This window comes from Microbacterium sp. (genome assembly GCF_052099035.1).
Classification (GTDB): domain Bacteria; phylum Actinomycetota; class Actinomycetes; order Actinomycetales; family Microbacteriaceae; genus Microbacterium.
In genome coordinates this window covers 23198-47303 of record NZ_JBQDSX010000012.1, presented here as the reverse complement: position 1 = coordinate 47303, position 24106 = coordinate 23198, and the positions used below count along the sequence as shown (strand labels likewise).

Here is a 24106-nt window from a genome sequence, read left to right as displayed (position 1 = left end):
GCTTATCCGCGTGACACTGCCGAACAGTGCCCGTGTCCTTACCAGGTGCTGGGGGCGTCCGCCTTCGTGGAGGGAAGAGATGAGGCGTCCGCCCACTCGTGAATCCAGGGGACGACGTCCGGCAGCTCTTCGGGCCGGCCGCCGATGGCAGCGAACAGTTCCTCATGCGAGAGCGTGCCTCCTGCACGCTTGAGCATGCGGGCCCGAACGATCACACGAGCGTAGATCTCGCCGTCGACGACGGCGCGGTGCTCGAGGTAGATGGCCTTGTCGTCGTGACCGAGCATGCGCGACTCGATATCGAAGCGCTGCCACAGCTGCAGCGACTTGCGGAATGTCACCGTCTCGGAGGACACCACCGCGTACCAGTTGTTGTCCTTCATCACATCGGCCATGCCCGTGCGCGTGAGCAGATCCCAGCGTCCGAGGTCGAACAGCGACAGGTAGCGGCCGTTGTTCATGTGACGCAGGACGTCAAGATCCGTCGGCAGCGTCGTCACCCGGATGCGGCTGATATCGGTCGACGTCAGTCGCCCACCGCTACGCAGCCGACGGCGCGCGCGCCACATCACAAACAGGGTTCGCCAGATCACGTTCACGAGATTCGATCGTAGCCATCGGCGCACGATCCGCGGAGCGGGTTGTAGGAAAGTGACATGTGTCGTGCTCGATTTCCCGATCATGCAGGGCGCGCGTAGAGTCACGGCATGAGCGCCGAAGCCCTGTCTGAAGTCATCGTCCGTCCGGTTCGCGATGTGGATGCGGAGGCGCTGGGTCGCGTACATGCACAGTGCTGGCACGAGACCTATGACCACCTGATCAGCAAGGCTGCGCTCGAGCGCGTGTCGCCCCGCCGCATGGCCGAGCTGTGGACGAACTGGGCCGCACAGGGTGATGACTTCAAGATGAGCGCCGCGCTCGTCGACGGCGAGATCGTCGGCTTCGTCGGCTCGGGGCCCGCCCGCGACAAGGATGCTCCGGCCTTCCGCGAGCTGTACTTCATCTACCTGCTCAGCCAGTACCACTCCACCGGCCTCGGACAGAAGCTGTTCGACGCCGCCGTGGAGAAGGACGAGCCGCTCTACCTCTGGGTCGCCGAGGACAACCCTCGTGCGCACCGGTTCTACGCGCGAAACGGCTTCACCCTCGACGGCGATTCGCACACGGAACCCTTCCTCGGCGAGACGCTGACCGAAGTACGCTTCGTTCGCTGAGTTCGGAGGCTCACACCCGCGGCGTCGATTCGATGAACTGCAGCAGCTCCGAGGTGAAGACATCGTTATCGTCGCCCGCGATCATGTGACCGGCTGACCCCACCTCGACGGACTGCGCATGCGGAATGAGTTCATGCATCTCGCGGAGCCCTTCCTCGCTGACGATGTCGGACTGTCCGCCGCGAACGAGGAGCGTCGGGATGGTGATGTTCCGCGCCGCTACTTTCGACCGCGCGTACCGGATCTCGAGCTCGGGCTCGGAGCCACGTACGAGAATCTTCGGGTCCCAGTGCCAGTACCAGCGCCTGTCGTCGTGCTGCACGAGGTTCTTGCGCAAACCGTCCAGGGACTTCGGGCGCGGGCGATGCGGGTTGTAGACGGCGATGGCGTCGGATGCTTCTTCCAGCGTCGCGAATCCATTCGGAGCGCTGCGCATGAAAGCCTGAATCTTGCTCGAACCCTCCGACTCGATGCGCGCGACGATGTCCACGAGCACCAGGGCGCGGGCGAGCGGACCGCGCTCCCCCTCGGCGATGAGCGACGTCATCCCGCCCATCGACGCACCGACGAGAACCGGCGGTTCGCCAATGTCGTCGATGATCGCGAGAGCGTCGTCGACGAGCCTCGAGATCGAGTAGTCCCCGTCCGGGGAGCGGTCGCTCTCGCCGTGTCCTCGTGCGTCGAAGGCCCAGGCCGACCATCCCGCTTCCGCGAGCCACTGGCCGGTCCGCCGCCAGGAGTGCCGGCGCTGGGCTCCGCTGTGAAGCAGCAGGACGGCGCCCCTCGACGCTCCGACAGCCGGCCAGTGATCACCGACGAGTTCGACGCCACCGCTGTCGACACGCACGTCGTGCGGCGAGGCTGCGGCGGACGGCATCAGCGGCTGCTCACCGTCCCGAAGAGCTTGGCGATCGGGGCGAGCACCATCGGACGCGCCGCGACCCAGGCTGCAGCGATGACGACGAGGGACGCGACGAAGAACCAGAACCCGGTCCAGTTGTCGGCGTACGCGTTCGGATCAGCGGAGCCCTGCGCGGCGAACATGTGGTTGAGGTTGCGCAGCGCGCCGGTGGCAAACACGAGGAAAACGTGCACGGCGATGAAGGCAACGAAGTAGAGCATCACCGGGAAGTGCAACGCACGCGCCCACTCGATCGGGTACGCCTTATTGAGCTTCTCAGCGTTCTTCGGCCACATCCCGCTCATGCGGAATCCGGTGACGGCGGCCAGAGGAGCTGCGAGGAAGATCGTCGCGAAGTAGGCGATCTGCTGGATCGAGTTGTAGTTGACCCAGCCGTTCTCGGTCGGCCAGTCCAGCGAGATGTACTGCAGAACCGCGGACAGCGCGTTGGGGAAGACCTCCCAGCTGGTGGGGATCACCCGCATCCACTGTCCCGTCACGAACAGCAGCACGATGAAGACGACACCGTTGACGAGCCACAGGATGTCGAGCGACTGGTGGAACCAGATCGTCAGACTGACCTTGCCCTTGGACTCGCCGCGGGGTGTCCAGAATGCCGTCGGTCGCTTTTCGTTGCGGATACGCAGGCCCGAGCGGATGATCAGCACCATCAGGAACACGTTGAAGAAGTGCTGCCAGCCCAGCCACGCCGGGAACCCGACCGGCGCACCCTCGGGCAGGTGGTACTCGCCCGGATAGGTGGCGAGGAAGTCCTGCATGAAGTCGAGGCTGAGGAACCAGCGAACGAACAGCACGGCCATCGCAGCGGCACCTAGCAGGGCGATACCGCCGACGATCACGGCGCCTGCCCACTGACCCTTCGTGAACGGACCGAAGCGCTGAGGCTCGGGGGCAGGCTTCTGGTGAACGAAAGCGTTCTTTCCCGGGAACACCGTCTGCGTGAACGGCAACGGGGTGCTCACATCGATCGTCGCAACCGCAGATCCGGGGATCTCGGATGCTTCGATGAAGTCGTCGGACTCGACCTCCTCGTAGACGGGGACGACGGCGACCGCCGCAGCGGTTCCCGCTGGAGGCCAGGGCTCGCCGCCGGGCGTGCGCGGCAGGCCTTGGCGGAGGGTCGCGCCGGGGGCGGAGGCTGCGGGGGCGGTCGCGGTTTCGACTCGCTTCGCTCGCTCAACCCGTTTCGTCTCAGTCGCTTCGCTCCCTCGCTCAACGACCGGAGTCTCTGCGGGTGCAGCAGCTGGTGCGGGAACGGCGGCTGGGGCAGCATTCGCGGGCGGCCATGCCTCTCCGCCGGGCGTACGGGGAAGCCCCCGACGCAGTGTCGCACTTCCATCAACCTGCGGGGCCTTTGCCGCCGCGGGAACTTCTTCCTGCGGGTCGTTGAGCGACGAAGGAGACGAAACGGGCTGAGCGACGGAGGAGTCGAAGCCTTCCTCAGTTACCGGAGCAGCCACCGCAGCATCCGCGACCTCGACGTCGCCGGCCGGGGGCCAGGGGTCACCTCCAGCCACTCGCGGCAGGCCTCGCCTGAGCATCCGCGTCGCCATGGTTACTTCTTCCGCGCTTCGAGAGCCTCGACGACCTGCGGCACGATGGTGAACAGGTCACCGACGATGCCGAAGTCGGCGACGTCGAAGATGGGAGCGTCGCCGTCCTTGTTGATCGCGACGATGTTCTTGGCGGTCTGCATGCCGGCCCGGTGCTGGATCGCGCCCGATATGCCGACAGCGACATACAGCTGCGGAGAAACCGAGACGCCGGTCTGACCGACCTGGTGCGCGTAGGGGATGTATCCGGCATCAACGGCAGCGCGCGAGGCGCCGATAGCGGCCCCCAGCGCGTCAGCGAGCTGCTCGACGAGCACGAACTGCTCCTTCGAACCGAGTCCGCGACCACCGGAGACCACCTTCGTCGCTCCGCGAAGCTCCGGACGGGACGACTCGACCTCGATGACCTCGACGGCACCGGCCTTCGCGGCAGCAGCACCGGATGCCGTGACGTCGAGCGCCTCGACCGTGGGAGATGCGACGGCCTCGCCGCGAGCATCCACCGCGCCCTGACGGACCGTGACGATCGGCGCGCCGAATGTCGGTGCGGAATCGGTGAGGTAGGCGCCACCGTATACAGAGTGATGGGCGATGATGCCCTCGTCATCACGGGAGACGCCGATCGCATCGATCGACAGCGCGAGCTTCTCGCGGACCGCAAGGCGTCCGGCGACATCGCGGCCGGTGATCGAGTTCGAGATCAGCACAGCATCCGGCTGCACCTTCTGGTACGCGGCCTGGACAGCGTCGGCCAGCGGAACCGTCAGGGTTTCAGCGTCAGCATCCGCGGTGAGAACGACCGACGCACCGGCGGCGGCCGCGGCATCCACAGCGCTCTGGGCGCCGCCCGGGACGAGCGCGACCGGGGAACCGATCTGCGACGCGGCGCCGATCAGCGCCGCCGTCGAGCTGGCGGCATCGCCGGACGGAGTCACGTCGACGAGGACGAGGATGGACTTGTCGGGGTAGCTCATCATCACACCAGCCTGTTCTGCACGAGGTACTCGACCAGCTTCGCGCCGGCGTCACCTTCATCGGTGATCTTCACGCCCGCCGCACGCGGGGGCTTCTCGGAGACGGTCGTCATGATCGTTCGGGGCGCTGCAGCGGGATCTGCGGAAACGCCGAGGTCGTCGAGCGAGAGCACCTCGAGCGGCTTCTTCTTCGCAGCCATAATGCCCTTGAAGTTAGGGAACCGGGCATCCGGCAGCGCTTCGGTGATCGAGATGACGGCGGGGTACGACACGGAGACCTGCTGCGATCCGTCATCGGCCGCGCGGGTTCCGGAGACACCGTCAGCGGTGATCTCGACGGCGTTCAGGGCCGTCCCCTGCGCGAATCCGAGGTGCTCGGCGAGCATCGACGGGATCATGCCGCCGGAGCCATCGGTGGAGAGGTTTCCGGTGATGACCAGGTCGGGCTCTGCGCGACGGATGGCCGCAGCCAGAACCTCTGCCGTCAACCCGAGGTCGGCTCCCGCGAGCTGCTCATCAACGATGTGCACAGCAGACCCTGCGCCGATCGCGAGCGCGCGGCGGATGGATGCCGTGGACGACTCCGGAGCCATCGCGAGAGCGACGACCTCCGTGCCTTCTGCCTTGCCCGCATAGGAGAGCGCGACCTCGAGACCACGCTCGGTGATCTCATCGAGGACCACGTCACCGGCGGCACGATCAGCCAATCCGGTCTCCAGGTTCAGCTTGCGATCGCCATAGGTGTCAGGCACCTCTTTGACAAGGACGAAGATCTTCATCGAATGCTCCTCACGACAGAGCCGAGTCTATCCACGTTGTGGACAGTCCCGTAAATCCATTGGGTTACACATCAATGAAAACGCACTGAATGAGCCGCAATGTATACACACTGCACCATTCCCGGAAGAGACTGCCCACACCGGACGGTGCATCAGTGCCCGTCGAACACTCCTCGTCTGCGGGTCACGAAGACCACGGAGCCTGCGACCAGGAGCAGCACTGCCAGCAGTGCCGCACCCCACGGCGCCTGCGCTCCCGTCGTCGCGAGCTCGCCCGCGCGCACGACGGTCAGCGATACGGAGATCGGCTCGTGCGCGCCGGACGTGATCACCAGCGTGTGCTCACCCAGCGCGAAGTCCGCCGGAATCGCGACTTCGAACCGGACCGTCCCAGAGGCATCAGCCACGGGGATTCCCGAGATCACGCGAGGTTCGCTGTGCAGCGTTGCGGTGATCTGCTGTCCGGGCTCGAGATCCGTCACTCTCACCGTGATCGCGCCGCCCTGCTCGACGCGGTCGGATGACAGAGACACCTTCGCCCACGCCTGAGCGTCGCCATCTCCATCCTCATCCCCTTCGCCGTCACCATCCTCACCAGGATGGGTCGGCTCCGTCGGCGAATCGCTCTGTGCGTCCACGAGCACGGCCACTGACCGCGCGGGAACCGTCACAGTGCCGGTCGCGGCATCCCACGCTGTCGTCTTGACCACAGCATCCGCACCGTTGGCCTGCGCATCCGTCAGCGCGAAGTCGCGGCCTGCGAGCCCGTCGACGGTCTGGGTCACCGCGTCGGGTGAGGCATTGAATACGACGAGCGCACCGACCAGCGCGGGGTCGACATCTTCGCCGACCAGGTCGTCGATGTGCATCACGATGACGCCGGGGGCGGCATCCGTCCCACCGTTCGGGAAGGTGACCTTCTGCTCGATGAGATCCGCGGATCCCAGCTGCAGCAGATCCACTTCATTGCGCACGCGCAGCAGGTCGAGAGCGGATGCCTCGGCGGCCGCCATGGCTTCCGCACCGGGCTTCAGCGCGGGGTCTGCGAGCAGAGGCGCCATGATCGGCCACTTCTCCTCGTTGTCCGCTGCCGCAGGCAGACCCGAGCCGAAGGTCGACTCGTGCCCGGTCCAGTCGATGCGGTTGAACCAGTCACCCGAGTCGTAGCTGTTGCGATCCAGCGACTTCGAGCGCAGCAGCTCGGTGCCCGCGTGCCAGAACGACGGAGACTGCGACAGCGTGACCGTCGCGAGAGACAGCGTGTTCATGCGCACTCGGTCTGCCATTGACGTATCGACCGGGAGCTTGAACACCGAGAGGTCGTAGAGCGTCTCGTTGTCGTGCGCGTCGACGTAGTTGATGACCTCGCCGGGTTGGTCGGCGTATCCGGTCTGCGAACCGCGATAGTCGATGTCCTCTCCCGCGGTCACCTCTCCGTCGCTCGTCGTGAATGAGAAGTCACGCAGGTTGCCGGCCAGCCCCAGCTTCACCAGGTCAGTCTGGTGCCCGAGGTCGGCGAGTGCCTCCTCGGCGGTGCCGTTGATCGCGTTGCCGTTGGGGTCCGTACCCAGCCCTGTGCCGAAGCCTTGCTGGTACGTGGATGCTCCATCGACAGGACTTCCGCCGTGCACGGCGTCACGCAGCCGGTCGTTGAAGGTGCCGATGCCGGTACCGCCGAGCTGCCCCTGCGTGGCCTGCTCGAACAGAGCATTGTCTGCGACCTCGCCGAAGTTCCAGCCCTCGCCGTAGAGGTAGATGGCCGCGCCGTCGACTCCGTCCTTCTTCATCGTCAGCGCGTCCAGGGCGTCGCGGATCGCCTGCATGTTCGCGGTGGAGTGATGTCCCATCAGATCGAACCGGAACCCATCGACCTTGTAGTCGCGAGCCCAGGTGACGATGGAGTCGACCATGAGCTTCTGCGCCACAAGGTGCTCGGTCGCCACGTTCTGGCAGCACGTCGATGTCTCCACGGCGCCGGCCGCGTTCAGGCGGTGGTAGTAGCCGGGGACGACCTGGTCGAGGACCGATGTTTCGGCCTGTCCGGATGCCGCGGTGTGGTTGAACACCTGATCGAGCACGACCTGCAGCCCGATGTCGTGGAGCGATCCGACCATCGTGCGGAACTCGCCGACGCGCGCGCCGCCATCGGCATCGACGGCGTACGAACCCTCCGGCGTGGAGAAGTGGTACGGGTCGTAGCCCCAGTTGAAGCCGTCTTCCGCGGCGATCGCCTGCACGCAGGCCTGCTGCTGGTCGGAGTCCGGTGCGAACGTGGCGAGGTCGCAGTCCGGCGTGGCCTGCACCGCTCGGTCTTCTTCGATGGTGGCGATATCGAACGAGGGCAGCAGGTGCACGGTGTTGATCCCGGCATCGGCGAGCTCGCGGAGCTGATCGGTGCCTGCGCTGTCCTCAGCGAAGGCACGATAGGTGCCGCGCACGTCCTCCGGGACTGTCTCATCAGAGATGGAGAAGTCGCGGATGTGCAGCTCGTAGATCGCACGGTCCACAGCGCGATCCACCGCGGGCGCTTCCGCCTTGCGCCAGACCTTCGGCTGCCACTCCGTGTCGTCGAGGTCGACGACGACGGAGCGCTCCGAGTTCAGCGTCAGTGCGACGGATACCGGATCGGTGACAGCGTTGGTCTCGACCTTCCCGGTGCTCGGGGCGTAGACGACGACCTCCCAGAGGAACTCGTCGCCCTTGAGAGCCTTCTTGCCGTCGACCTGCCAGACACCGGATGTGTCATCCCGTGCGGCCTCGTGACGCACCGGGTCGCCGTCGGATCCGGCTTCCCAGGTGAGCAGGGTCGCGGACTGTGCCGTCGGTGCCCACAGGCGGAAGGTGGGTTTGTTGCCGGAGAAGGTGACGCCGAGCTCGGCATCCTCGACAGCGGATGCGTAGAGGTCGTCCAGGACGCCGGGGATCTGCACCCCGGTGTACGCCGTCGCCGAACCGTCCAGCCCGAGCTGGGCAACGGCAAGCTGCGTGCGCACCAGTTCAGCAGCATCCGCATCGTCGATCTTCAATGCAAGGTAGCCGTCGAGCGCGGGGAAACGTGCGAGCTGCTCCTCGGTGAGGGTGCCGTCGACGGTCAGCTCGATGGCATCGCCGCCGGCGACATCACCGTCTGCCAGGGCGAGCGAGGCATCAGCCGATGAGTAGAGGCGGTAGCCCGCTTCCGCGGGCGTTCCCAGAGTCGCCGGCCACGCGATAGTGGTCTCGTCGATCCACTGCGCACGCTGCTCGCCGACTCCGGGAAGCAGCGGGTCGTCACTGGTGATCTCGAGGATGTGGGTCTCGAGGGTGTAGTGGAAGGTCGTAACCTTGCCTTCGGTCGCGCTGAACGAGATGTTCGCTCCGTTCAGCACCCCATCGGCGCCGTAGTTCTCGTCCCAACTGAGACCATGAGCAACCTTCAGCGCATACGCGCCCGTGGGCAGCTCGGCGGTCGCGAACTCGTAGACGCCGTCGCCGTCTCCGTCGGCCATCAGGGTTCCCAAGCAGTCCGGGGACCAGTCGGCGGCGCAGCCCAGCTCGCTCTGCTGCGATCCCGGCAGAGTGATGATGGGGCCCTCGGCGGTGGACTGGGCGATGTTCGTGCGGGGATCGAAGTAGAACGTGATCGGCCCACCCGGATGCGAGATGGCGATGTTCGTTCCGTCCGGGACGCCGTTCGCACCGTAGTTGATGCTCCAGCTGCCGTTGATGGCCGCCTTGTACTCGTAATCACCGGCGGGCAGGTCGAAGGCGCCCTCCCAGACGCCGTCGGCGCGCGGGCTCAGCTTGGCCGCTTCGCAGGCCGGGTCCCAGTCGCCGGCGCAGCCGAACTCGGAATCCAGGCTCCCCGCGATCACGACCGAGTCGATCGTCGTCTCGGGTTCTTCCGTCTCGGTCAACGTGACGGCATTGCCGACGGATGCGTAGGTGGATGCTGCGGCGTGGTGACCGGCAGCGTCGGTGGTCACAGCCCGGTACTCGATGAGCGTGCCGTCTGCGAGTCCGCCGAGGTCGTGGAAAACGCGCGGGGCAGTGTCCTCGGCGGTGCCGAGTGCGTTCCAGTCCTCTGCCCCCACAACGCGCCACGAGAAGCTGGTCTGCAGCCACTGATCAGCAGTGTCGGCCTGCACCGCCGCCTGACCGGTGATACCGGCGCCGGCGGAGGGGACCGTGATGGTCACGGGAGCGGCCTCGTCCGGCGCCGATACGGTGCCGTTCGCCTTCCACACCGCGGCGGAAAGCGCGGGAACGGTGATGCTCGTCGCGGCACCGGCGTCGGTCGTGATCGCGGCGGCGTCGCCGTAGATGACGTCGTAGCCGGCATCCGCCGTGAGCGTGGTCAGGTCGACGGTCTGGGCGGATGCCGCGTTGTTCACCGCGACGAGGTACTCGGTCTTCTCCTCGGCGTCGACTCGCGAGAAGGCGTAGATACCGGCACCATCGGCGGCGTACCGCTCGATCTGGGCACCATCGGCGAGTGCGGGGTGGGCCGCGCGCAGGTCTGAGAGCGTGGCGATCTGCGCGTACAGCGCGGCATCCGTGTCGTAGCGATCGACGGATCCGGCCACCTCGCCGGTGATGAGGTTCTGATCCGCGTACTCGTCGACTCCGGTGGCGAACAGCGTCTGGCGGGCGTCCTTGTCACCACCGGGCCCGGTGAAGCCCTGCTCATCGCCGTAGTAGACGACCGGCTGGCCGCGGGTCAGGAACATCAGCTCGTGGGCGAGCTCGTCGCGCTCCAGCGGAGCATCCGTCCCGTCGAGGAAGGAGCCGACCCGGCCCATGTCGTGGTTGCCGAGGAACGTGGGCAGAGCTGTCGCGGACGATTCCGCGGTCGTGTAGTAGTCGTCGCCGGCGAACAGCGATTGCAGGCCCTTCGCCGAGTTCCCTCCGGCGTAGCCGACGGCGGCGGACTGGAAGGTGAAGTCAAGCACGGAGTTCATATCGGTGCTGCGAACGTACGGCGAGAGCTTGACCGGATCGGCGTCGTAGACCTCGCCGAACATGAAGAAGTCGTCCTTGCCGAGGCCGTGCGCGTAGTCGAGGACCTGGGTGGTCCACTGCTCCCAGAACTCGAAGTTCACGTGCTTGACGGTGTCGATGCGGAAGCCGTCGATTCCCAGGTCGATCCACTGGTCGTACACGTCGACGAAGCCGTTCACGACCGTCGGATGCTCGGTCATGAGGTCGTCGAGTCCGTCGAAGTCACCGTACGTGACCGACTCCCCTGACCAGGTCGAGTTGCCGCGGTTGTGGTAGAGCGTCGGGTCGTTCAGCCACTCCGGAACCTTGACGTCCTCGGTCACGACCGGGGTGTACGGGAAGCTGCTGCTCTGGTCGAGTGCAGGGAAGGATGCCGCACCGTCGGCGAAGGCCGCGGGATCGAACGCGGTGCCATCGGCATCCTGGTACGGGCTGGTCGCCTGATCGATGTACGAGTACTCGGACTCCGCATAGTCGATGACGTCGGCGGTGTGGTTGGTGATGATGTCGAAGTAGACCTTGATGCCACGCTCATGCGCTTCGGCGATGAGAGCTTCGAGCTCGGCGTTCGTGCCCAGGTGCGGATCGATCTGGGTGAAGTCGGTGATCCAGTAGCCGTGGTACCCGGCGGATGCGTTCGCGCCCTCCCCCTGGACCGGCTTGTTCGCGAAGCTCGGAGTGAGCCAGATCGCCGACGTGCCGAGCCCGTCGATGTAGTCGAGCTGCTGGCGGATGCCGGCGATGTCGCCGCCCTGGTAGAACCCCTTGTCCGTCGGGTCGAAGCCAGTCGCCATGCGGTCACCGGTGAGCCCACCGGTGTCGTTGGAGGTGTCGCCGTTGGCGAAGCGGTCGGTCATCACGAAGTAGAACTGCTCGCCGGCTCCAGCCTGGCGAACGGGCGGCGCGACGAGCGCATCATCGCCTTCGGTGTAGGTCGAGCGCAGACTTTCGACCTCGACGCCGACCCGCTTGAGGTTGTCATCGAAGGTGAACCGCAGCGTCGAGGGTCCCGCGACGGTGAGCGGGATGTTGCCGTCTCCTCCGTCGAGGCCGTAGGCCTCGTCCCATCCATCGTTGAGCGCGACTTTGTACTCGTAGGTGCCGGCCGGCACCTCGAAGGCGGCGCTGTAGACGCCGTCGGTGGCAGTGAGCGGCAACTCGCTCTCGGCGCAGTCGGGTGCCCAATCAGCGACACAGCCGACGGCTGCTTGCAGGTCGCCGACAAGCGCGACCGTGCGGTCCGCGGCGGATGCCGGAGCAAGACCGATGGCGGAGATGCCGGAGGCAAGGAGAGTGGTGGCGATCAGGAGGGCGGCACGACGCTGGGCGGTCTTCTTCGACACGAATGCTCCGGGGGTGAGGGGAAAAGCACGACAACGTGCTCGGATGCTGTGGGTGCGAAGCTAGCAGGATTTCGGGAATGACTGCAAGCGCTTCCAGAGAAAAGACAGTGAAAAGTCTGAATAAACCACTGCGAGGGACCTGCAACACGCAAGCGCTTTCACTCGCCCAGCGTCGAGAACCGGGGGCGTTCGCCACTCATGGACCCGGTACCGTAGGTGCTGTGGCCCGACCCCGTCCGCTCCCGATCGACCCGCTCGCCGAGGCGAAGCGGCAGTGGCTCGCGCACGGATGGACGGATGCCGCCGATGGCATGACCGCCGTCGTCTCCGTGATGCGGGCGCAGCAGCTCCTTCTCGCCCGCGTGGACGCCGCGTTGAAACCGTTCCGCCTGTCCTTCGCGCGGTATGAGATGCTGCGGCTTCTCGCGTTCAGCCGCTCGGGCAGTCTTCCGCTCTCGAGCGTCGTCGCCCGGCTGCAGGTGCACGCCACGACCGTCACGAGCACGGCCGAACGTCTCGTGCGCGATGGAATGATCGTCCGCGAACCGCACCCGCACGATGGTCGTGCCGCGATGCTCAGCCTCACCGGCGTCGGTCGCGACCTCGTGGAGCGCGCGACTGCGGCGCTCAACAGTCAGGTGTTCAGCGCGCCGGGGATGAGCGATCAGGACACCACCGACCTCGTCGGGATCGTCGCGCGGCTGCGCCGGGATGCCGGGGACTTCACCGAGCCTCGTCCGCAGCCCGACCCGCTCTGATGGCGTGCTGCGCGGGTGACGACGCGTCGAGACATCATCGGCGCATCGAGACACCACGTGTGAGGTGGTGTCTCGAGCGCGGAGTGGTTTCTCGCGGGCTAGCGGTTGGTGAAGTTCGGTGACCGTTTCTCGCGGAAGGCGGCCATGCCCTCTTTCTGGTCCTCGGTGTCGAACAGGGCGGTGAATGCGGCCTTCTCCACGTCCAGGCCCTCCGCAAGGGTCGTCTCCATCGCGGCATCCAACGTCGCCTTCGCTGCGTACACGCTCGGCAAACTCTTGGATGCGATCGTCGCGGCAAGCTTCTCCGTCTCGGCAAGAAGATCGGATGCTGGAACCACCCGCGACACGAGCCCCGAGCGCTCGGCTTCTTCAGCGCCCATCATGCGTCCGGAGAGCACGAGCTCAGCGGCCTTGTAGTACCCGACAGCACGAATGAGACGCTGCGTGCCGCCCATCCCAGGGATCACGCCGAGGTTGATCTCGGGCTGACCGAACTTCGCGGAGTCGGCGGCGAGAATGATGTCGCACATCATCGCCAGCTCGCATCCGCCGCCGAGCGCGAAGCCGCTGACGGCAGCGATCACTGGAGTGCGGACGGCGGCGAAGTCTCTCCACTCGCCGAAGTGGTCGGTCTCGCGCATGTCTGCGGCGGACATGGCCTGCATCTCTTTGATGTCGGCGCCCGCAGCGAAGGCTTTCTCAGACCCCGTGACGACGATCGCGCCGATGCCCTCATCCGCGTCGAATGCCACGGCGGCTGCGGTGACTTCCTGCGCGACTCGAGAGTTCAGCGCGTTCAGCGCCTGTGGACGGTTGAGCGTGATCCAGCCCACGCGTCCGCGCTGCTCGACCAGGATCGTCTCGTACTCGGTCATCAATGACTCCTCACGTCAAGAACAGTCTGCCTCGCGCGGCGGCGGGTGTCACGGCTTCGACTCGCTCCGCTCGCTCAGCCCATTTCGTCTCGCTGCGCTCGCTCAATGCCCCGCGTGGTGTGCCCGCAGGGCATCCCCCACATGGTGTGCCTTCAGGGTATGCCCGCGAGCGTCACACGTTCCCGTCGCGGACGTCGGTGATGATGCCGGAGAAATCGCGCCCGGCGCCGTCCCCCGCGGCAAAGGCGGCATAAAGTTCCTGCGCGAGCCGCCCCATCTTCGCATCGGTCGAGGTTTGCTCAATCGCCTTGAGTGCCAGCCCCAGATCCTTCGCCATCAGCGCCCCTGCGAAACCCGGCTGGTAGTCACGGTTCGCGGGGCTCGTCGGCACCGGCCCCGGCACCGGACAGTTCGTCGTGATCGCCCAGCACTGCCCGGATGCCTGCGAGACGACATCGAACAGCGCGTCATGCGCGAGCCCGAGCCGCTCCCCCAGCACGAATGCCTCGGCGACGGCGATCTGCGACACCGCGAGGACCATGTTGTTGCAGACCTTTGCCGCCTGGCCGAGTCCCGGCCCGCCGCAGTGCACGATGCGCTTGCCCATCGTTTCGAGCAGCGGGAGTGCCGCGGCGAAGTCCTCGTCAGAACCTCCGACCATGAACGCCAGCGTGCCGTTCTCCGCTCCGACGACACCACCGGAGACCGGGGCGTCGATGTTGCGGTGCCCCGCAGCAACGGCCAGAGCATGCGCGGCCTGCGCTTCGTCGACGGCGATCGTGGACGATTCGATGAACAGCGTCCCTGGCTTCGCCGCCGCCAGGAGCCCGTCTTGATAGGCAGAGATCACCTGCTCTCCGGCCGGGAACATCGTGATGACGACATCCGCATCCGTCGCAGCATCCGCACCGCTGGCCGCGATCGGAATACCAGCGGCGCGTGCCGCCTCGATCGCTGCGGGCATGAGATCGAAGCCGTGGACCTCATGCCCGGCCCTGACCAGATTGACCGCCATCGGCAGTCCCATATGCCCCAGTCCCAGAAACGCGATGCGACTCATGATGAACTCCTCATCGACGCAGATCCGGCCGGTCGCAGCATCTCGCGGCCGACGATCAGACGCATGATCTCGTTGGTCCCCTCGAGGATCTGGTGCACTCGAAGGTCTCGCACGACCTTCTCGATCCCGTAGTCCTGCAGGTACCCGTAGCCGCCGTGCAGCTGAAGGGCACGGTTGGCGACGTCGAACCCGGCATCCGTCGCGAAGCGCTTGGCCATCGCGCAGCGCATCGTGGCATCCGGGGCGTGGTCGTCGACGGCCTGCGCGCCATCGCGCACCATGAGGCGCGCCGCCTGCAGATCGGTGCGCATGTCGGCGACGGTGAACAGGATCGACTGCTTCTCGGCGAGGGGCTCGCCGAAGGCGACGCGTTCATGAATGTAGGCGACCGCGCGATCCAGCGCCCACTGGGCGCCACCGAGCGAGCACGCGGCGATGTTGAGCCGGCCGCCGTTGAGGGCGGACATTGCAATGGCGAATCCCTTGCCCTCGTCACCGAGCATGGCGGATGCTGGCACGCGCACTCCGTCGAAGATGACCTGACGGGTGGGCTGAGCGTGCCAGCCCATCTTCTTCTCGAGTGCACCGAAGCCCAGGCCGGGGGTTCCATCCGAGACGAGAAAGGCGCTGATCCCCCGAGCGCCGGAATCGGTAGCACCGGTGCGCGCCATCACGACGTAGACGCTGGACTCCCCCGCGCCGGAGATGAACTGCTTGACGCCGGTGAGCACGTAGTCGTCACCGTCGCGGACCGCGCTCGTCGTGATGGCCGCCGCATCGGAACCGGCGCCGGGCTCAGTCAGGCAGTAACTGCCGAACTCGCGCATGACGGTGAGCTTGGGCAGCCAGTCGGCACGCTGGACGTCGTCGCCGTAAGTGTCGATCATCCACGCCACCATGTTGTGGATCGAGATGTACGACGCGATCGTCGGGTCACCCTTGGCGAGTTCCTCGAAGATCGCCACGGTGTCCAAGCGAGAGAGTCCGGTGCCGCCGGATTCCTCGCGCACGTAGATTCCGCCGAGTCCGAGTTCGCCGCCGCGATGCAGCGCGTCCCGCGGGAAGAGATGCTTCTCATCGCGCTCGATCGCGAACGGCGCGAGCTCCGCCTCGGCGTAGTCGCGGACGGCGTCGAGGATCGCCTCGCGTTCTTCAGCTGTGGTGAAAGTCGATGTCATGGTCATGTCGGCCTCCTAGTGCATCGTCGGGATCACGAAGCTGGCACCGTCTCGCACCCCGTGCGCGGGCCAGCGGCTGGTCACCGTCTTGGTCTTCGTGTAGAAGCGGAAGGCATCGGTGCCGTGCTGGTTGAGGTCGCCGAAGCCCGACTTCTTCCAGCCTCCGAACGTGAAGTAGGCGATCGGCACCGGGATCGGCACGTTGACGCCGACCATGCCGACGTTCACGCGGGCGGTGAAGTCACGGGCCGCATCGCCGTCGCGGGTGAAGATCGCGACGCCGTTGCCGAATTCATGATCGGATGCCATCGCCAGTGCCTCTTCGTAGTCGGCAGCGCGTGCGATGACGAGGACCGGCCCGAACACCTCTTCGCGGTATATCGACATGTCGGTGGTGACGTTGTCGAACAGGGTCGGGCCGAGGTAGAAGCCCTCTTCGTGGCCTTCGACGGAGAAGCCTCTGCCGTCGGCGAGGAGGGTGGCACCGGCATCCACACCCTGCTGGATGTAGTCCGAGACGCGCGAGACGGCGGCGCTGCTGACCAGCGGCCCGTAGTCGACTCCCTCGGTGAGCGAGGGGCCGACCGTGAGCTGGGCGACGCGCTCCGTCAGCTTCGCCGCGAGCGCATCGGCTGTCTCCGCACCGACGGGAACGGCGACGGAGATCGCCATGCAGCGCTCGCCGGCTGAGCCGTAGCCCGCGCCCATGAGCGCGTCGACGACCACGTCGAGATCGGCGTCCGGCATGACGATCATGTGGTTCTTGGCTCCGCCGAAGCACTGTGCTCGTTTGCCGTGGGCAGCCGCTGTCGTATAGATGTACTCGGCGATCGGCGTCGATCCGACGAAGCCGAGGGCTCTGACCCGATCGTCAGTGAGCAGCGTGTCGACGGCTTCCTTGTCGCCGTGGATGACGTTGAAGACCCCCGCCGGAAGCCCCGCTTCGAGGAACAGCTCGCCGAGGCGCACGGGCACCGAGGGGTCGCGCTCGCTGGGCTTGAGAATGAAGGCGTTGCCTGCCGCGAGCGCGGGACCGGCCTTCCACAGCGGAATCATCGCCGGGAAGTTGAACGGTGTGATCCCGGCGACGACACCGAGCGGCTGGCGCATCGAGTAGACGTCGATGCCGGTCCCCGCCTGTGTGGAGTACTCCCCCTTGAGCAGATGCGGTGCGCCGATGCAGAACTCGATGACCTCGAGGCCGCGCTGGATGTCGCCCTTGGCGTCGGCGAAGGTCTTGCCGTGCTCGCTGGAGAGCAGGCGTGCCAGCTCGTCCATGTCGCGATTGACGAGATCGACGAACCGCATCAGCACCCGTGCGCGCTTCTGCGCGTTGGTCGCAGCCCATGCGGGCTGAGCCGCTTCGGCGTTCGCGATCGCATCGCGAACGTCGTCCGCTGACGCCAGCGGCACGCGTGCTTGCACAGCACCGGTGCTGGGGTCGAACACGTCGCTGAAGCGTCCAGCATCCGGAGTCTGGAGCGAACCGCCTACAAGGTGGGGGATAGTACGAATCATTTTGTGATGTCCCTTCGTGCCGTCGTTGGCACGATGTCTAGATTACTCTGTAACCCGGATATTTACTAGGACACCCTTGCATTTCGCCGTCGCCCACGGACGACCGTCAGAGGTAGTCGTCGGGATGCAACTGACGGACGCCCTGCGAGTGCACGATGAACTGTGCGCGCAGGGGAATGTCGAGCAGCTGGGCTGCCTCTGCCATCGCCCGCGCCCACTCGCGATCACTCTTCATCACCGTGTCCGGCCCGAGCCGCTCCCACGCGAGCACCACGCTGACGTTGCCGGTCAGCTCACGGAGCATCCCCCCTCGATGCATGAGCACGTGAGCCTCGGTCACCGAACCGAGGTCGTCGATCTCGACCACGTCGTTCGGATCATCGGGATAGTCGTTCATCGGCATGAGCGGATCGCCGAGGCATCCGCGGTCATCCATGAACATCAGCCACATCTGGCGCTGGTTCGCACACTGCAGCAGGACGCGAAGCACGTCCAGCAGCTTGTCATCGTGGTCGAGGACACGGTCTTTTAGGGAGTTGTTCGTCTTTGTCATGCCCTGATGATGGCGGAGCCGGCAGAGGTCGATTTGCGGAATCCTGCGTCCCTGTGGATAGCTTCTCCAGAAGTCCGATTGTGGAGGAATAGTGCGCACCCGGTGTTCGGCCCGCGTTCACCACGGCGTCACCTTCGGCACGTAGAACTACTTGTGCGCGGAAGATCTCAGACCGGATCGGGTAGTCAGACACTTTCCGCGCCACGGTGAGCTCAGCTCCCGATATGAGAGAACCCCCGCCGAATCGGGTCGGCGGGGGTTCCCCATTTCTCAAAAAGCAAGCGAGGGGTCGCGCTCAGATCGCGGTGAACCGCCAGGACACGGCGCTCTCGGCATCCGGCTCGATGACGATCAGGTCGACCCCAGAGTTGAAGGCATCCGGTGGGCAAGTCATCGGCTCTACCGCGAGGCCGATCCGGTTCGTCTCGGCATCAGCGGTGTCTGCAGTGTGCACCTGCACCCAGGGGCAGCGCTCATCCCAGCTCAACGCCACACCGTGACCGTCGGGCCCGACGACGCGCACCTCGGCGATGCCATCGGTGGTGGCGAGTTCCGTGAACGCATGATCGATGAAGACGTCGCCGATCACGCGCGGTGCGCGAAAATCCCATTCCGGATGCTGGTCGACCGGCTCGACCGCGACAGGACTCAGCCGGTCGGGTGTCACGGTGAGCACCTCGGATGCCGGCAGTGTGAGCGTCCAGTCATCCACGCGGCCGGGCGCCGCGGAGAGATACGGATGCGGACCGGTGCCCCAGGGCGCAGCATCCGCCCCGAGATTCCGTGCGGTCACCGTCTGCGTGAGACCGTCCTCGTCGAGCCGGTACTCGACCTCGACCTCCACGCGGAAGGGATAGCCGAGCTGCGGTTCGATCGTCGCCGCGAGCACCACGCGATCCTCCTCGACGACGCGGTCGGCGAACTCGGCCCAGGCGACAAGTCCGTGCAGTGCGTGATTGCGCGACGGCTCGGTGAGCGCGAGCTGTTGCTCGACGCCGGCGAACGAGTACCGACCATCGACGATGCGGTTCGGCCACGGCGCAAGAGTCGCACCGCGATACGCCGGGCGCACCTCATCCATCTCAAACGGCACGATGAGGTCACGTCCGTCGTGCCTCAGCATCCGAAGCGATGCGCCGACGCTCGCGATAACCGCCTCGTACCCGTGTCCGACAAGGGCGAGCTGTCGACCAGACGCTTCGACAGGCTCAGCGGACGAAGTAGTCATCACAGCCCCTGCGCGAGGCGGTAGTACGCCTGGTTCCAGCGGACCTGCTTCTGGAACTCGGGAAGCGTGGTCTCATCGTCGATGACGAGGAGTTCGACCTCTGCCATCTCGGCGAAGTCGCGGAATGCCTCCAACCCCACGGCTGTGGACATCACGGTGTGGTGCGCCGCACCGGCGGTGAGCCACGCGGCGGCACTGGTGTTGAAGTCCGGCTGCGGCTTCCACACCGCGCGCCCCACGGGCAGGTTCGGGAGCGCAGCCCGAGGCTCGACGTTCTCGACGACGTTCGCGGTGAGGCGGAACCGGTCGCGCATATCGCTCATGGCCACGACGATAGCGGGGCCAGGGTCAGCGGTGAAGACGAGACGCACCGGGGCGTCCTTGCCGCCGATGCCCAGCGGGTGGATCTCGAGCGTCGGCTTCGCCGTGGTCAGCGACGGCGAGACCTCGAGCATGTGCGCGCCGAGGATGAGCTCGTCGCCAGGGGTCATGTCGTAGGTGTAGTCCTCCATGAGGCTCGCGCCACCAGGCAGGCCAGCACCCATCACGTTCGCGATGCGGACGAGGACGGAAGTCTTCCAATCACCCTCGGCGCCGAAGCCGTAGCCCTCGGCCATCAGCCGCTGCACGGCGAGACCCGGCAGCTGCTTCAGTTCGCCGAGGTCCTCGAACGACGTCGTGAAGGCACCGAAGCCGCCCTCCTCGAGGAAGGAGCGCAGGCCGATCTCGATCGCCGCACCGTCGCGCAGCGACTGGTGCCGCTCTCCCCCGAGGCGGAGTTCCGGGACGACCTCGTACAGCTCTTCGTACTCGGCGACGAGCGCGTCGATGTCGGACGAGGATGCCGCGGCGACGGCATCCGCCAGTTCATTGACGCCCCACGTGTTGACCTGCACACCGAAGCGCAGCTCTGCTTCGGTCTTGTCCCCCTCGGTGACGGCGACGAAGCGCATGTTGTCCCCGAAACGGGCGAGCTTCAGCGAGCGGGATGCCGCAAGACCTGCTGCCGCGCGCTGCCACGTGCCGAGCTCCTGCTGGACGCGCGGATCGCTGGCATGGCCGACGATTGTCTTGCGCGGGACGCCGAGGCGGGTCTGGATGTAGCCGAACTCGCGGTCGCCGTGGGCTGCCTGGTTCAGGTTCATGAAGTCGAAGTCGATGTCGGCCCAGGGAAGCTCGATGTTCGCCTGCGTGTGCAGGTGCGCCAGAGGCTTCTGCAGCGCGTCGAGGCCGGCGATCCACATCTTCGCGGGGCTGAACGTGTGCATCCAGGCGACCAGGCCTATCACGCGGTCATCGGCGTTGGCATCGAGGGCTGCGCGCTTGATCGCGGCGGAGTCCGTGAGCACCGGCTTCCAGACGATCTTCACGGGAATGTCGAGCGCAGCATCCAGCATCCGCACGATCTCCTGCGACTGCTCCGCGACCTGCGCGAGCGTCTCGGGTCCGTACAGGTGCTGGCTGCCGGTGAGGAACCAGACCTCGTACTCATCGAGCGTGGTCTTCAGCGGTGTGCGTGTCATGGGAAGGTCTTTCTTGTTGTTCGGGTCGCTATTTATGTCGGTATGGCGGATGCTTTGCGACAAAGTTTGCGACCTGAGCGGGTCAGAGGGCGGTGGTCGCGGCGGCCTCGATGGCGAGGCCGGCGCGGTAGCGGTGGAGGTAGGCGGCGAAGCCGGCGACATCGGCCGGGTCCGGTTCGATGACAGTGAGGGATGCTGTGGCGAAGACCTGATCCTCGAGATAGCTGCCGAGGTCGCTCTCTGCGGAATGAGCGAGGTATGACGCCAGGACGGCGATGCCCCACGCTCCCCCCTCGGCAGCGAGTTCGCCGACGGCGACGGGCGCGTTCAGGGCTCCAGCGAGGAAGCGCTGCGCGACGCCGGCTGTGCGGAACATGCCTCCGTGCGCGAACATCCGATCCAGCGCCACGCCTTCACTCTCGAGCACCTGCATGCCGAGCGCGAGCGTGCCGAACACTCCGTAGAGTTGCGCGCGCATCGCATTGGCGAGCGTGAACTCGCTGTCCGGTGTGCGCACGAACAGGGGCCGCCCCTCGGTGAGGCCCGCGATCGGCTCGCCTGCGAGGTGGTTGTAGGCGAGCAGTCCCCCGGCATCCACATCGCCCGCGAGCGCCTCGCGGAAGAGCACGTCGAACACGGCGTCGTCGTCGAGGGGGTTGCCGGAGGCAGCTGCAAAACGTGCGAACATCCCGGCCCACGCGGCCAGCTCGCTCGCACCGTTGTTGCAGTGCACCATGGCGACAGCATCCCCGGCCGGAGTCGTCACGAGATCGAGTTCGTGATGGATGCTTGCCAGCGGATGCTCGAGCACCACCATCGCGAAGATGCTGGTCCCGGCACTGACGTTTCCGGTGCGAGGCACGACGGAGTTCGTCGCCACCATGCCGGTGCCGGCATCGCCTTCGGGCGGGCAGAGCGGGATGCCGGAGCGCAGAGTGCCGGTCGGATCCAGCAGCGCCGTACCTTCGGCGGTGAGAGTGCCTGCTGGCTCGCCAGCCGCGCGCACCGCAGGCAGCAAGCTTTTCACCGGAGCCGGGAGTCGTTCGCCGGCCAGCGCGTCATATGCGGACAGCATCCTCTCGTCATAGTCGCCCGTCGCGGAGTCGATCGGGAACATGCCCGACGCATCGCCGACGCCGAGCACCTTCTCGCCGGTGAGGCGCCAGTGCACGTATCCGGCGAGGGTCGTGACGAAGTCGACCTGCGACACGTGCTCCTCGGAGTCAAGGACGGCCTGATGCAAGTGCGCGATCGACCAGCGCAGCGGGATGTTCACAGCGAACAGGTCGGTGAGTTCGGACGCAGCAGAACCCGTGTTGGTGTTGCGCCATGTGCGGAACGGCACAAGCAGATCACCCGACGCATCGAAGGCGAGATATCCGTGCATCATCGCGGAGATGCCGATGGCGCCGAAGGATTCGGGACGTGCGCCGTGGCGCTTCTGCGCGTCAGCGATGAGGTCGGCGAATGCCGCCTGAAGCCCCTGCCAGACCTCGTCCAGCGCATGGGTCCACAGCCCGTCCTCGAGGCTGTTCTCCCACGCGAACGAACCGACGGCCAGCACCTCTGAAGCGTCTGGCCCGATGAGGCACGCTTTGATGCGGGTCGAGCCGAACTCGATGCCGAGGCTCGTACGCCCCTCGACGATGTCGCGCTGCGCGGTCATCGACGGGCATCCGAACTCTGGCCGTACACGTTCTGGTACCGGTCGTACAGGCTGTCGATCGCTTCCTGCGGAATGGGGATCAGTGGACCCGCCTCCCGTGCGTAGTGCACGGTGCGTGCGACGTCTTCGACCATGACGGCGGCTTTCACAGCATCCTTCGCGTCTGTGCCGATCGTGAACGGACCGTGATTCTGCATCAGCACCGCACGGGAGCGGTGCCCGGTGAGCGTGTCGACGATGCGGCGTCCGATCGAGTCGTCGCCGATGATCGCGAAGGGGCCGATCGGGATCGGCCCGCCGAACTCATCCGCCATCGCCGTGATGACGCAGGGGATCTCCTCCCCCCTCGCCGCCCACGCGACGGCGAACGTGGAGTGGGTGTGCACGACTCCGCCGACCTCGGGCATGTGCCGGTAGACGTAGGCGTGCGCGGCGGTGTCGCTCGACGGGCTTCGGTCGCTGCCCGCGCTGCCAGGAATCACATGACCATCGAGGTCGCAGAGGATCATGTTCTCGGGCGCCAGGTCGTCGTAGCTCACGCCGGACGGCTTGATGATGAACAGGTCGGCTCGGCCATCATCAGAGAGCCGAACCCGGCCGGAGATGTTGCCACCGGTCCAGACGACCAGGCTATTGCGAACCAGCTCGCCATGCAGCCTCGCGACGTCGGCGCGGACTGCGGCGACGGATGCTTCGATCTCTGGGGTGAAGGCGGGGAACGTCATCGACTACTCCTTCTTACGAGTGACGGCGCGCTGGACATCTCCTCGTTGAGTCCTACGGCACATCGCCGTCGGGTGTGAATTGTCCGCCGTGGCCACCGTGCTTGTGTCATTGTGCGCGCTAACAATCATGAAGCGCAAGTCGACAGACCCGCGTCGTTACAAGCTTGTTACCGCGAACGCGGTACGGCGGTGGAAGATCGAATGACGAGAGTGGGCTGGATCAGGGCGCGCTCGTCGCTCTCGCCGCCATCGATGGCGATCAGCAATTCACGGATCGCCAATCGGCCCAGCGCATCGAAGTGCTGGCGCACCGTGGTCAGCGGAGGAAGAAAATGGCGCGCGTCGGGCAGATCATCGAACCCGATCACACTGATGTCCTCCGGAACCCGAAGTCCTCGTTCGACCAGCCCGTGAACGACGCCGAGGGCCATCTGGTCGTTCGAGGCGAAGACTGCGGTCGCATCTCCGAGATCGTGGCTCAACCCGTACGCATAGCCGGAGTCCGATGACCAGTCGCCGACCACCGGATCGCGGACTTCGAGCCCCGCGTTGGTCAGTCGATCCCGCCAGGCCTCGGCGCGCGCCCGAGCATCGAACCACTCCGTCGGACCCGACAGGTGCAGGATGACTCGGTGACCGAGGTCGATGAGGTGGCGAACTGCTTCATCGGCTCCCGCCCGCTGATCGACAGCGGCCGTGTGCATCTCGGCATCCGCCTCATCCTTGATGATGAGGATCGGAAGGCCGATCGACTGCTTTCTTAGTACGTCGAGCGAGGATGCGCGGGGGGCGATCAGGCACAGCGCGTCGACGCCCTGGGTCAGCAGATCGAGGACGCCGTCGTCGATGCGGTGGTTGTCGTCGTCAGCCACGGAGAACGCGCTGACGGAGTAGCCGCGCTCGCGGGCTGCGGATTCCAGTGCGCGCAGGGTGCTGTTGGGGCCGTGCTGTCCGGGACCATCGACAAGGACCCCGATGCGCATCGTGCGCTTCGTCGCGAGAGCGCGGGCAATCGTGCTGCGCGTGTAGCTCATCTCGTCGATCGCACTCAGCACGCGCTCGCGGGTGGCTTCGCGGATGTTCGGATGCCCGTTCAGCACCCGGGAGACAGTCATGTGCGAGACGCCGGCGCGCTCGGCGACATCGTAGATACTCGGGCGGCGCGAGCTGCCGTTCTGTGGCGTACTCTCGCCGCTCATCGCCTACCCCGACCCTGTGACCGATAACAACAACAGAGTAGTACGTCGCCGGTTCTGG

The 24106-nt window shown here is 66.1% G+C and carries 18 protein-coding genes; 2 read left to right on the top strand and 16 right to left on the bottom strand.

Features of this window, described 5'->3' with window-relative positions; translation table 11 throughout:
- Positions 1-38: 38 nt before the first annotated feature.
- Positions 39-599, bottom strand: a complete 561-nt coding sequence (locus ACTIAO_RS05845) for an acyl-CoA thioesterase (protein ID WP_441905336.1) — start codon at positions 597-599, stop codon at positions 39-41.
- Positions 600-707: 108 nt separating this feature from the next.
- Here ACTIAO_RS05845 and ACTIAO_RS05840 point away from each other — a divergent pair, with 108 nt between their 5' ends.
- Positions 708-1214 carry a GNAT family N-acetyltransferase gene (locus ACTIAO_RS05840; protein ID WP_441905335.1) on the top strand — a complete coding sequence of 169 codons (507 nt, stop codon included), beginning with the start codon at positions 708-710 and terminating at the stop codon, positions 1212-1214.
- A gap of 10 nt (positions 1215-1224) precedes the next feature.
- Here ACTIAO_RS05840 and ACTIAO_RS05835 read toward each other — a convergent pair whose 3' ends face one another.
- The 5 genes from ACTIAO_RS05835 to pulA all read right to left on the bottom strand — a co-directional run bounded on the left by ACTIAO_RS05835 (position 1225) and on the right by pulA (position 11765).
- Positions 1225-2091 (bottom strand): alpha/beta fold hydrolase, encoded by an 867-nt coding sequence (locus ACTIAO_RS05835; RefSeq protein WP_441905334.1) that lies wholly within the window; start codon positions 2089-2091, stop codon positions 1225-1227.
- Positions 2091-3677: a cytochrome b/b6 domain-containing protein gene (locus tag ACTIAO_RS05830; protein WP_441905333.1), complete on the bottom strand. Its 1587-nt coding sequence runs from the start codon at positions 3675-3677 to the stop codon at positions 2091-2093. The genes ACTIAO_RS05835 and ACTIAO_RS05830 overlap by 1 nt, the downstream gene beginning before the upstream one ends.
- Before the next feature lie 14 nt (positions 3678-3691).
- On the bottom strand, positions 3692-4666 hold the full coding sequence (locus ACTIAO_RS05825; protein WP_441905332.1) for an electron transfer flavoprotein subunit alpha/FixB family protein: 975 nt from the start codon (positions 4664-4666) through the stop codon (positions 3692-3694).
- Entirely contained in the window at positions 4666-5442 is a 777-nt protein-coding gene (locus tag ACTIAO_RS05820; RefSeq protein WP_441905331.1) for an electron transfer flavoprotein subunit beta/FixA family protein, read from the bottom strand. Before ACTIAO_RS05820 ends, ACTIAO_RS05825 begins: the two co-directional genes overlap by 1 nt.
- Positions 5443-5594: 152 nt before the next feature.
- A complete protein-coding gene (pulA, locus tag ACTIAO_RS05815; RefSeq protein ID WP_441905330.1) occupies positions 5595-11765 on the bottom strand; it encodes a pullulanase-type alpha-1,6-glucosidase in 6171 nt (2056 codons plus the stop codon).
- 221 nt (positions 11766-11986) lie between these two features.
- On the opposite strand from pulA, the gene ACTIAO_RS05810 reads away from it, so the two are divergent.
- On the top strand, positions 11987-12523 hold the full coding sequence (locus ACTIAO_RS05810; RefSeq protein WP_441905329.1) for a MarR family winged helix-turn-helix transcriptional regulator: 537 nt from the start codon (positions 11987-11989) through the stop codon (positions 12521-12523).
- Positions 12524-12621: 98 nt separating this feature from the next.
- On the opposite strand, the gene ACTIAO_RS05805 is transcribed toward ACTIAO_RS05810, so the two are convergent.
- The 10 genes from ACTIAO_RS05805 to ACTIAO_RS05760 form a co-directional block, all read right to left on the bottom strand.
- Complete coding sequence (locus tag ACTIAO_RS05805) at positions 12622-13398, bottom strand: enoyl-CoA hydratase (RefSeq protein WP_441905328.1); 777 nt, start codon at positions 13396-13398, stop codon at positions 12622-12624.
- A gap of 172 nt (positions 13399-13570) precedes the next feature.
- Positions 13571-14458 (bottom strand): 3-hydroxyisobutyrate dehydrogenase, encoded by an 888-nt coding sequence (mmsB, locus tag ACTIAO_RS05800; protein ID WP_441905327.1) that lies wholly within the window; start codon positions 14456-14458, stop codon positions 13571-13573.
- Entirely contained in the window at positions 14455-15642 is a 1188-nt protein-coding gene (locus ACTIAO_RS05795) for an acyl-CoA dehydrogenase family protein (RefSeq protein WP_441905326.1), read from the bottom strand. Before ACTIAO_RS05795 ends, mmsB begins: the two co-directional genes overlap by 4 nt.
- A gap of 9 nt (positions 15643-15651) precedes the next feature.
- Positions 15652-17154 (bottom strand): CoA-acylating methylmalonate-semialdehyde dehydrogenase, encoded by a 1503-nt coding sequence (locus ACTIAO_RS05790; protein WP_441905325.1) that lies wholly within the window; start codon positions 17152-17154, stop codon positions 15652-15654.
- Between the two features lie 106 nt (positions 17155-17260).
- Complete coding sequence (locus ACTIAO_RS05785) at positions 17261-17707, bottom strand: hypothetical protein (RefSeq protein WP_441905324.1); 447 nt, start codon at positions 17705-17707, stop codon at positions 17261-17263.
- A 295-nt stretch (positions 17708-18002) separates the two neighbouring features.
- Positions 18003-18935 carry an aldose 1-epimerase family protein gene (locus ACTIAO_RS05780; protein WP_441905323.1) on the bottom strand — a complete coding sequence of 311 codons (933 nt, stop codon included), beginning with the start codon at positions 18933-18935 and terminating at the stop codon, positions 18003-18005.
- Entirely contained in the window at positions 18935-20458 is a 1524-nt protein-coding gene (gene araA, locus ACTIAO_RS05775) for an L-arabinose isomerase (RefSeq protein ID WP_441905322.1), read from the bottom strand. The genes ACTIAO_RS05780 and araA overlap by 1 nt, the downstream gene beginning before the upstream one ends.
- Before the next feature lie 82 nt (positions 20459-20540).
- Entirely contained in the window at positions 20541-22124 is a 1584-nt protein-coding gene (locus ACTIAO_RS05770; RefSeq protein ID WP_441905321.1) for a xylulokinase, read from the bottom strand.
- Entirely contained in the window at positions 22121-22849 is a 729-nt protein-coding gene (locus ACTIAO_RS05765) for an L-ribulose-5-phosphate 4-epimerase (RefSeq protein WP_441905320.1), read from the bottom strand. Before ACTIAO_RS05765 ends, ACTIAO_RS05770 begins: the two co-directional genes overlap by 4 nt.
- A 167-nt stretch (positions 22850-23016) precedes the next feature.
- Positions 23017-24048, bottom strand: a complete 1032-nt coding sequence (locus ACTIAO_RS05760; RefSeq protein WP_441905319.1) for a LacI family DNA-binding transcriptional regulator — start codon at positions 24046-24048, stop codon at positions 23017-23019.
- Positions 24049-24106: the final 58 nt, after the last annotated feature.

Excerpts from the sequence above, each read along its gene's own strand:
- ACTIAO_RS05825 (WP_441905332.1), bottom strand. The coding sequence starts at position 4,666 with ATGATGAGCTACCCCGACAAGTCCATCCTCGTCCTCGTCGACGTGACT.
- ACTIAO_RS05840 (WP_441905335.1), top strand. The coding sequence starts at position 708 with ATGAGCGCCGAAGCCCTGTCTGAAGTCATCGTCCGTCCGGTTCGCGAT.
- ACTIAO_RS05830 (WP_441905333.1), bottom strand. The coding sequence starts at position 3,677 with ATGCTCAGGCGAGGCCTGCCGCGAGTGGCTGGAGGTGACCCCTGGCCC.
- ACTIAO_RS05770 (WP_441905321.1), bottom strand. The coding sequence starts at position 22,124 with ATGACCGCGCAGCGCGACATCGTCGAGGGGCGTACGAGCCTCGGCATC.
- ACTIAO_RS05835 (WP_441905334.1), bottom strand. The coding sequence starts at position 2,091 with ATGCCGTCCGCCGCAGCCTCGCCGCACGACGTGCGTGTCGACAGCGGT.
- ACTIAO_RS05805 (WP_441905328.1), bottom strand. The coding sequence starts at position 13,398 with ATGACCGAGTACGAGACGATCCTGGTCGAGCAGCGCGGACGCGTGGGC.
- ACTIAO_RS05795 (WP_441905326.1), bottom strand. The coding sequence starts at position 15,642 with ATGACCATGACATCGACTTTCACCACAGCTGAAGAACGCGAGGCGATC.
- ACTIAO_RS05790 (WP_441905325.1), bottom strand. The coding sequence starts at position 17,154 with ATGATTCGTACTATCCCCCACCTTGTAGGCGGTTCGCTCCAGACTCCG.
- ACTIAO_RS05765 (WP_441905320.1), bottom strand. The coding sequence starts at position 22,849 with ATGACGTTCCCCGCCTTCACCCCAGAGATCGAAGCATCCGTCGCCGCA.
- ACTIAO_RS05760 (WP_441905319.1), bottom strand. The coding sequence starts at position 24,048 with ATGAGCGGCGAGAGTACGCCACAGAACGGCAGCTCGCGCCGCCCGAGT.
- ACTIAO_RS05820 (WP_441905331.1), bottom strand. The coding sequence starts at position 5,442 with ATGAAGATCTTCGTCCTTGTCAAAGAGGTGCCTGACACCTATGGCGAT.
- ACTIAO_RS05785 (WP_441905324.1), bottom strand. The coding sequence starts at position 17,707 with ATGACAAAGACGAACAACTCCCTAAAAGACCGTGTCCTCGACCACGAT.
- ACTIAO_RS05780 (WP_441905323.1), bottom strand. The coding sequence starts at position 18,935 with ATGACTACTTCGTCCGCTGAGCCTGTCGAAGCGTCTGGTCGACAGCTC.
- mmsB (WP_441905327.1), bottom strand. The coding sequence starts at position 14,458 with ATGAGTCGCATCGCGTTTCTGGGACTGGGGCATATGGGACTGCCGATG.
- araA (WP_441905322.1), bottom strand. The coding sequence starts at position 20,458 with ATGACACGCACACCGCTGAAGACCACGCTCGATGAGTACGAGGTCTGG.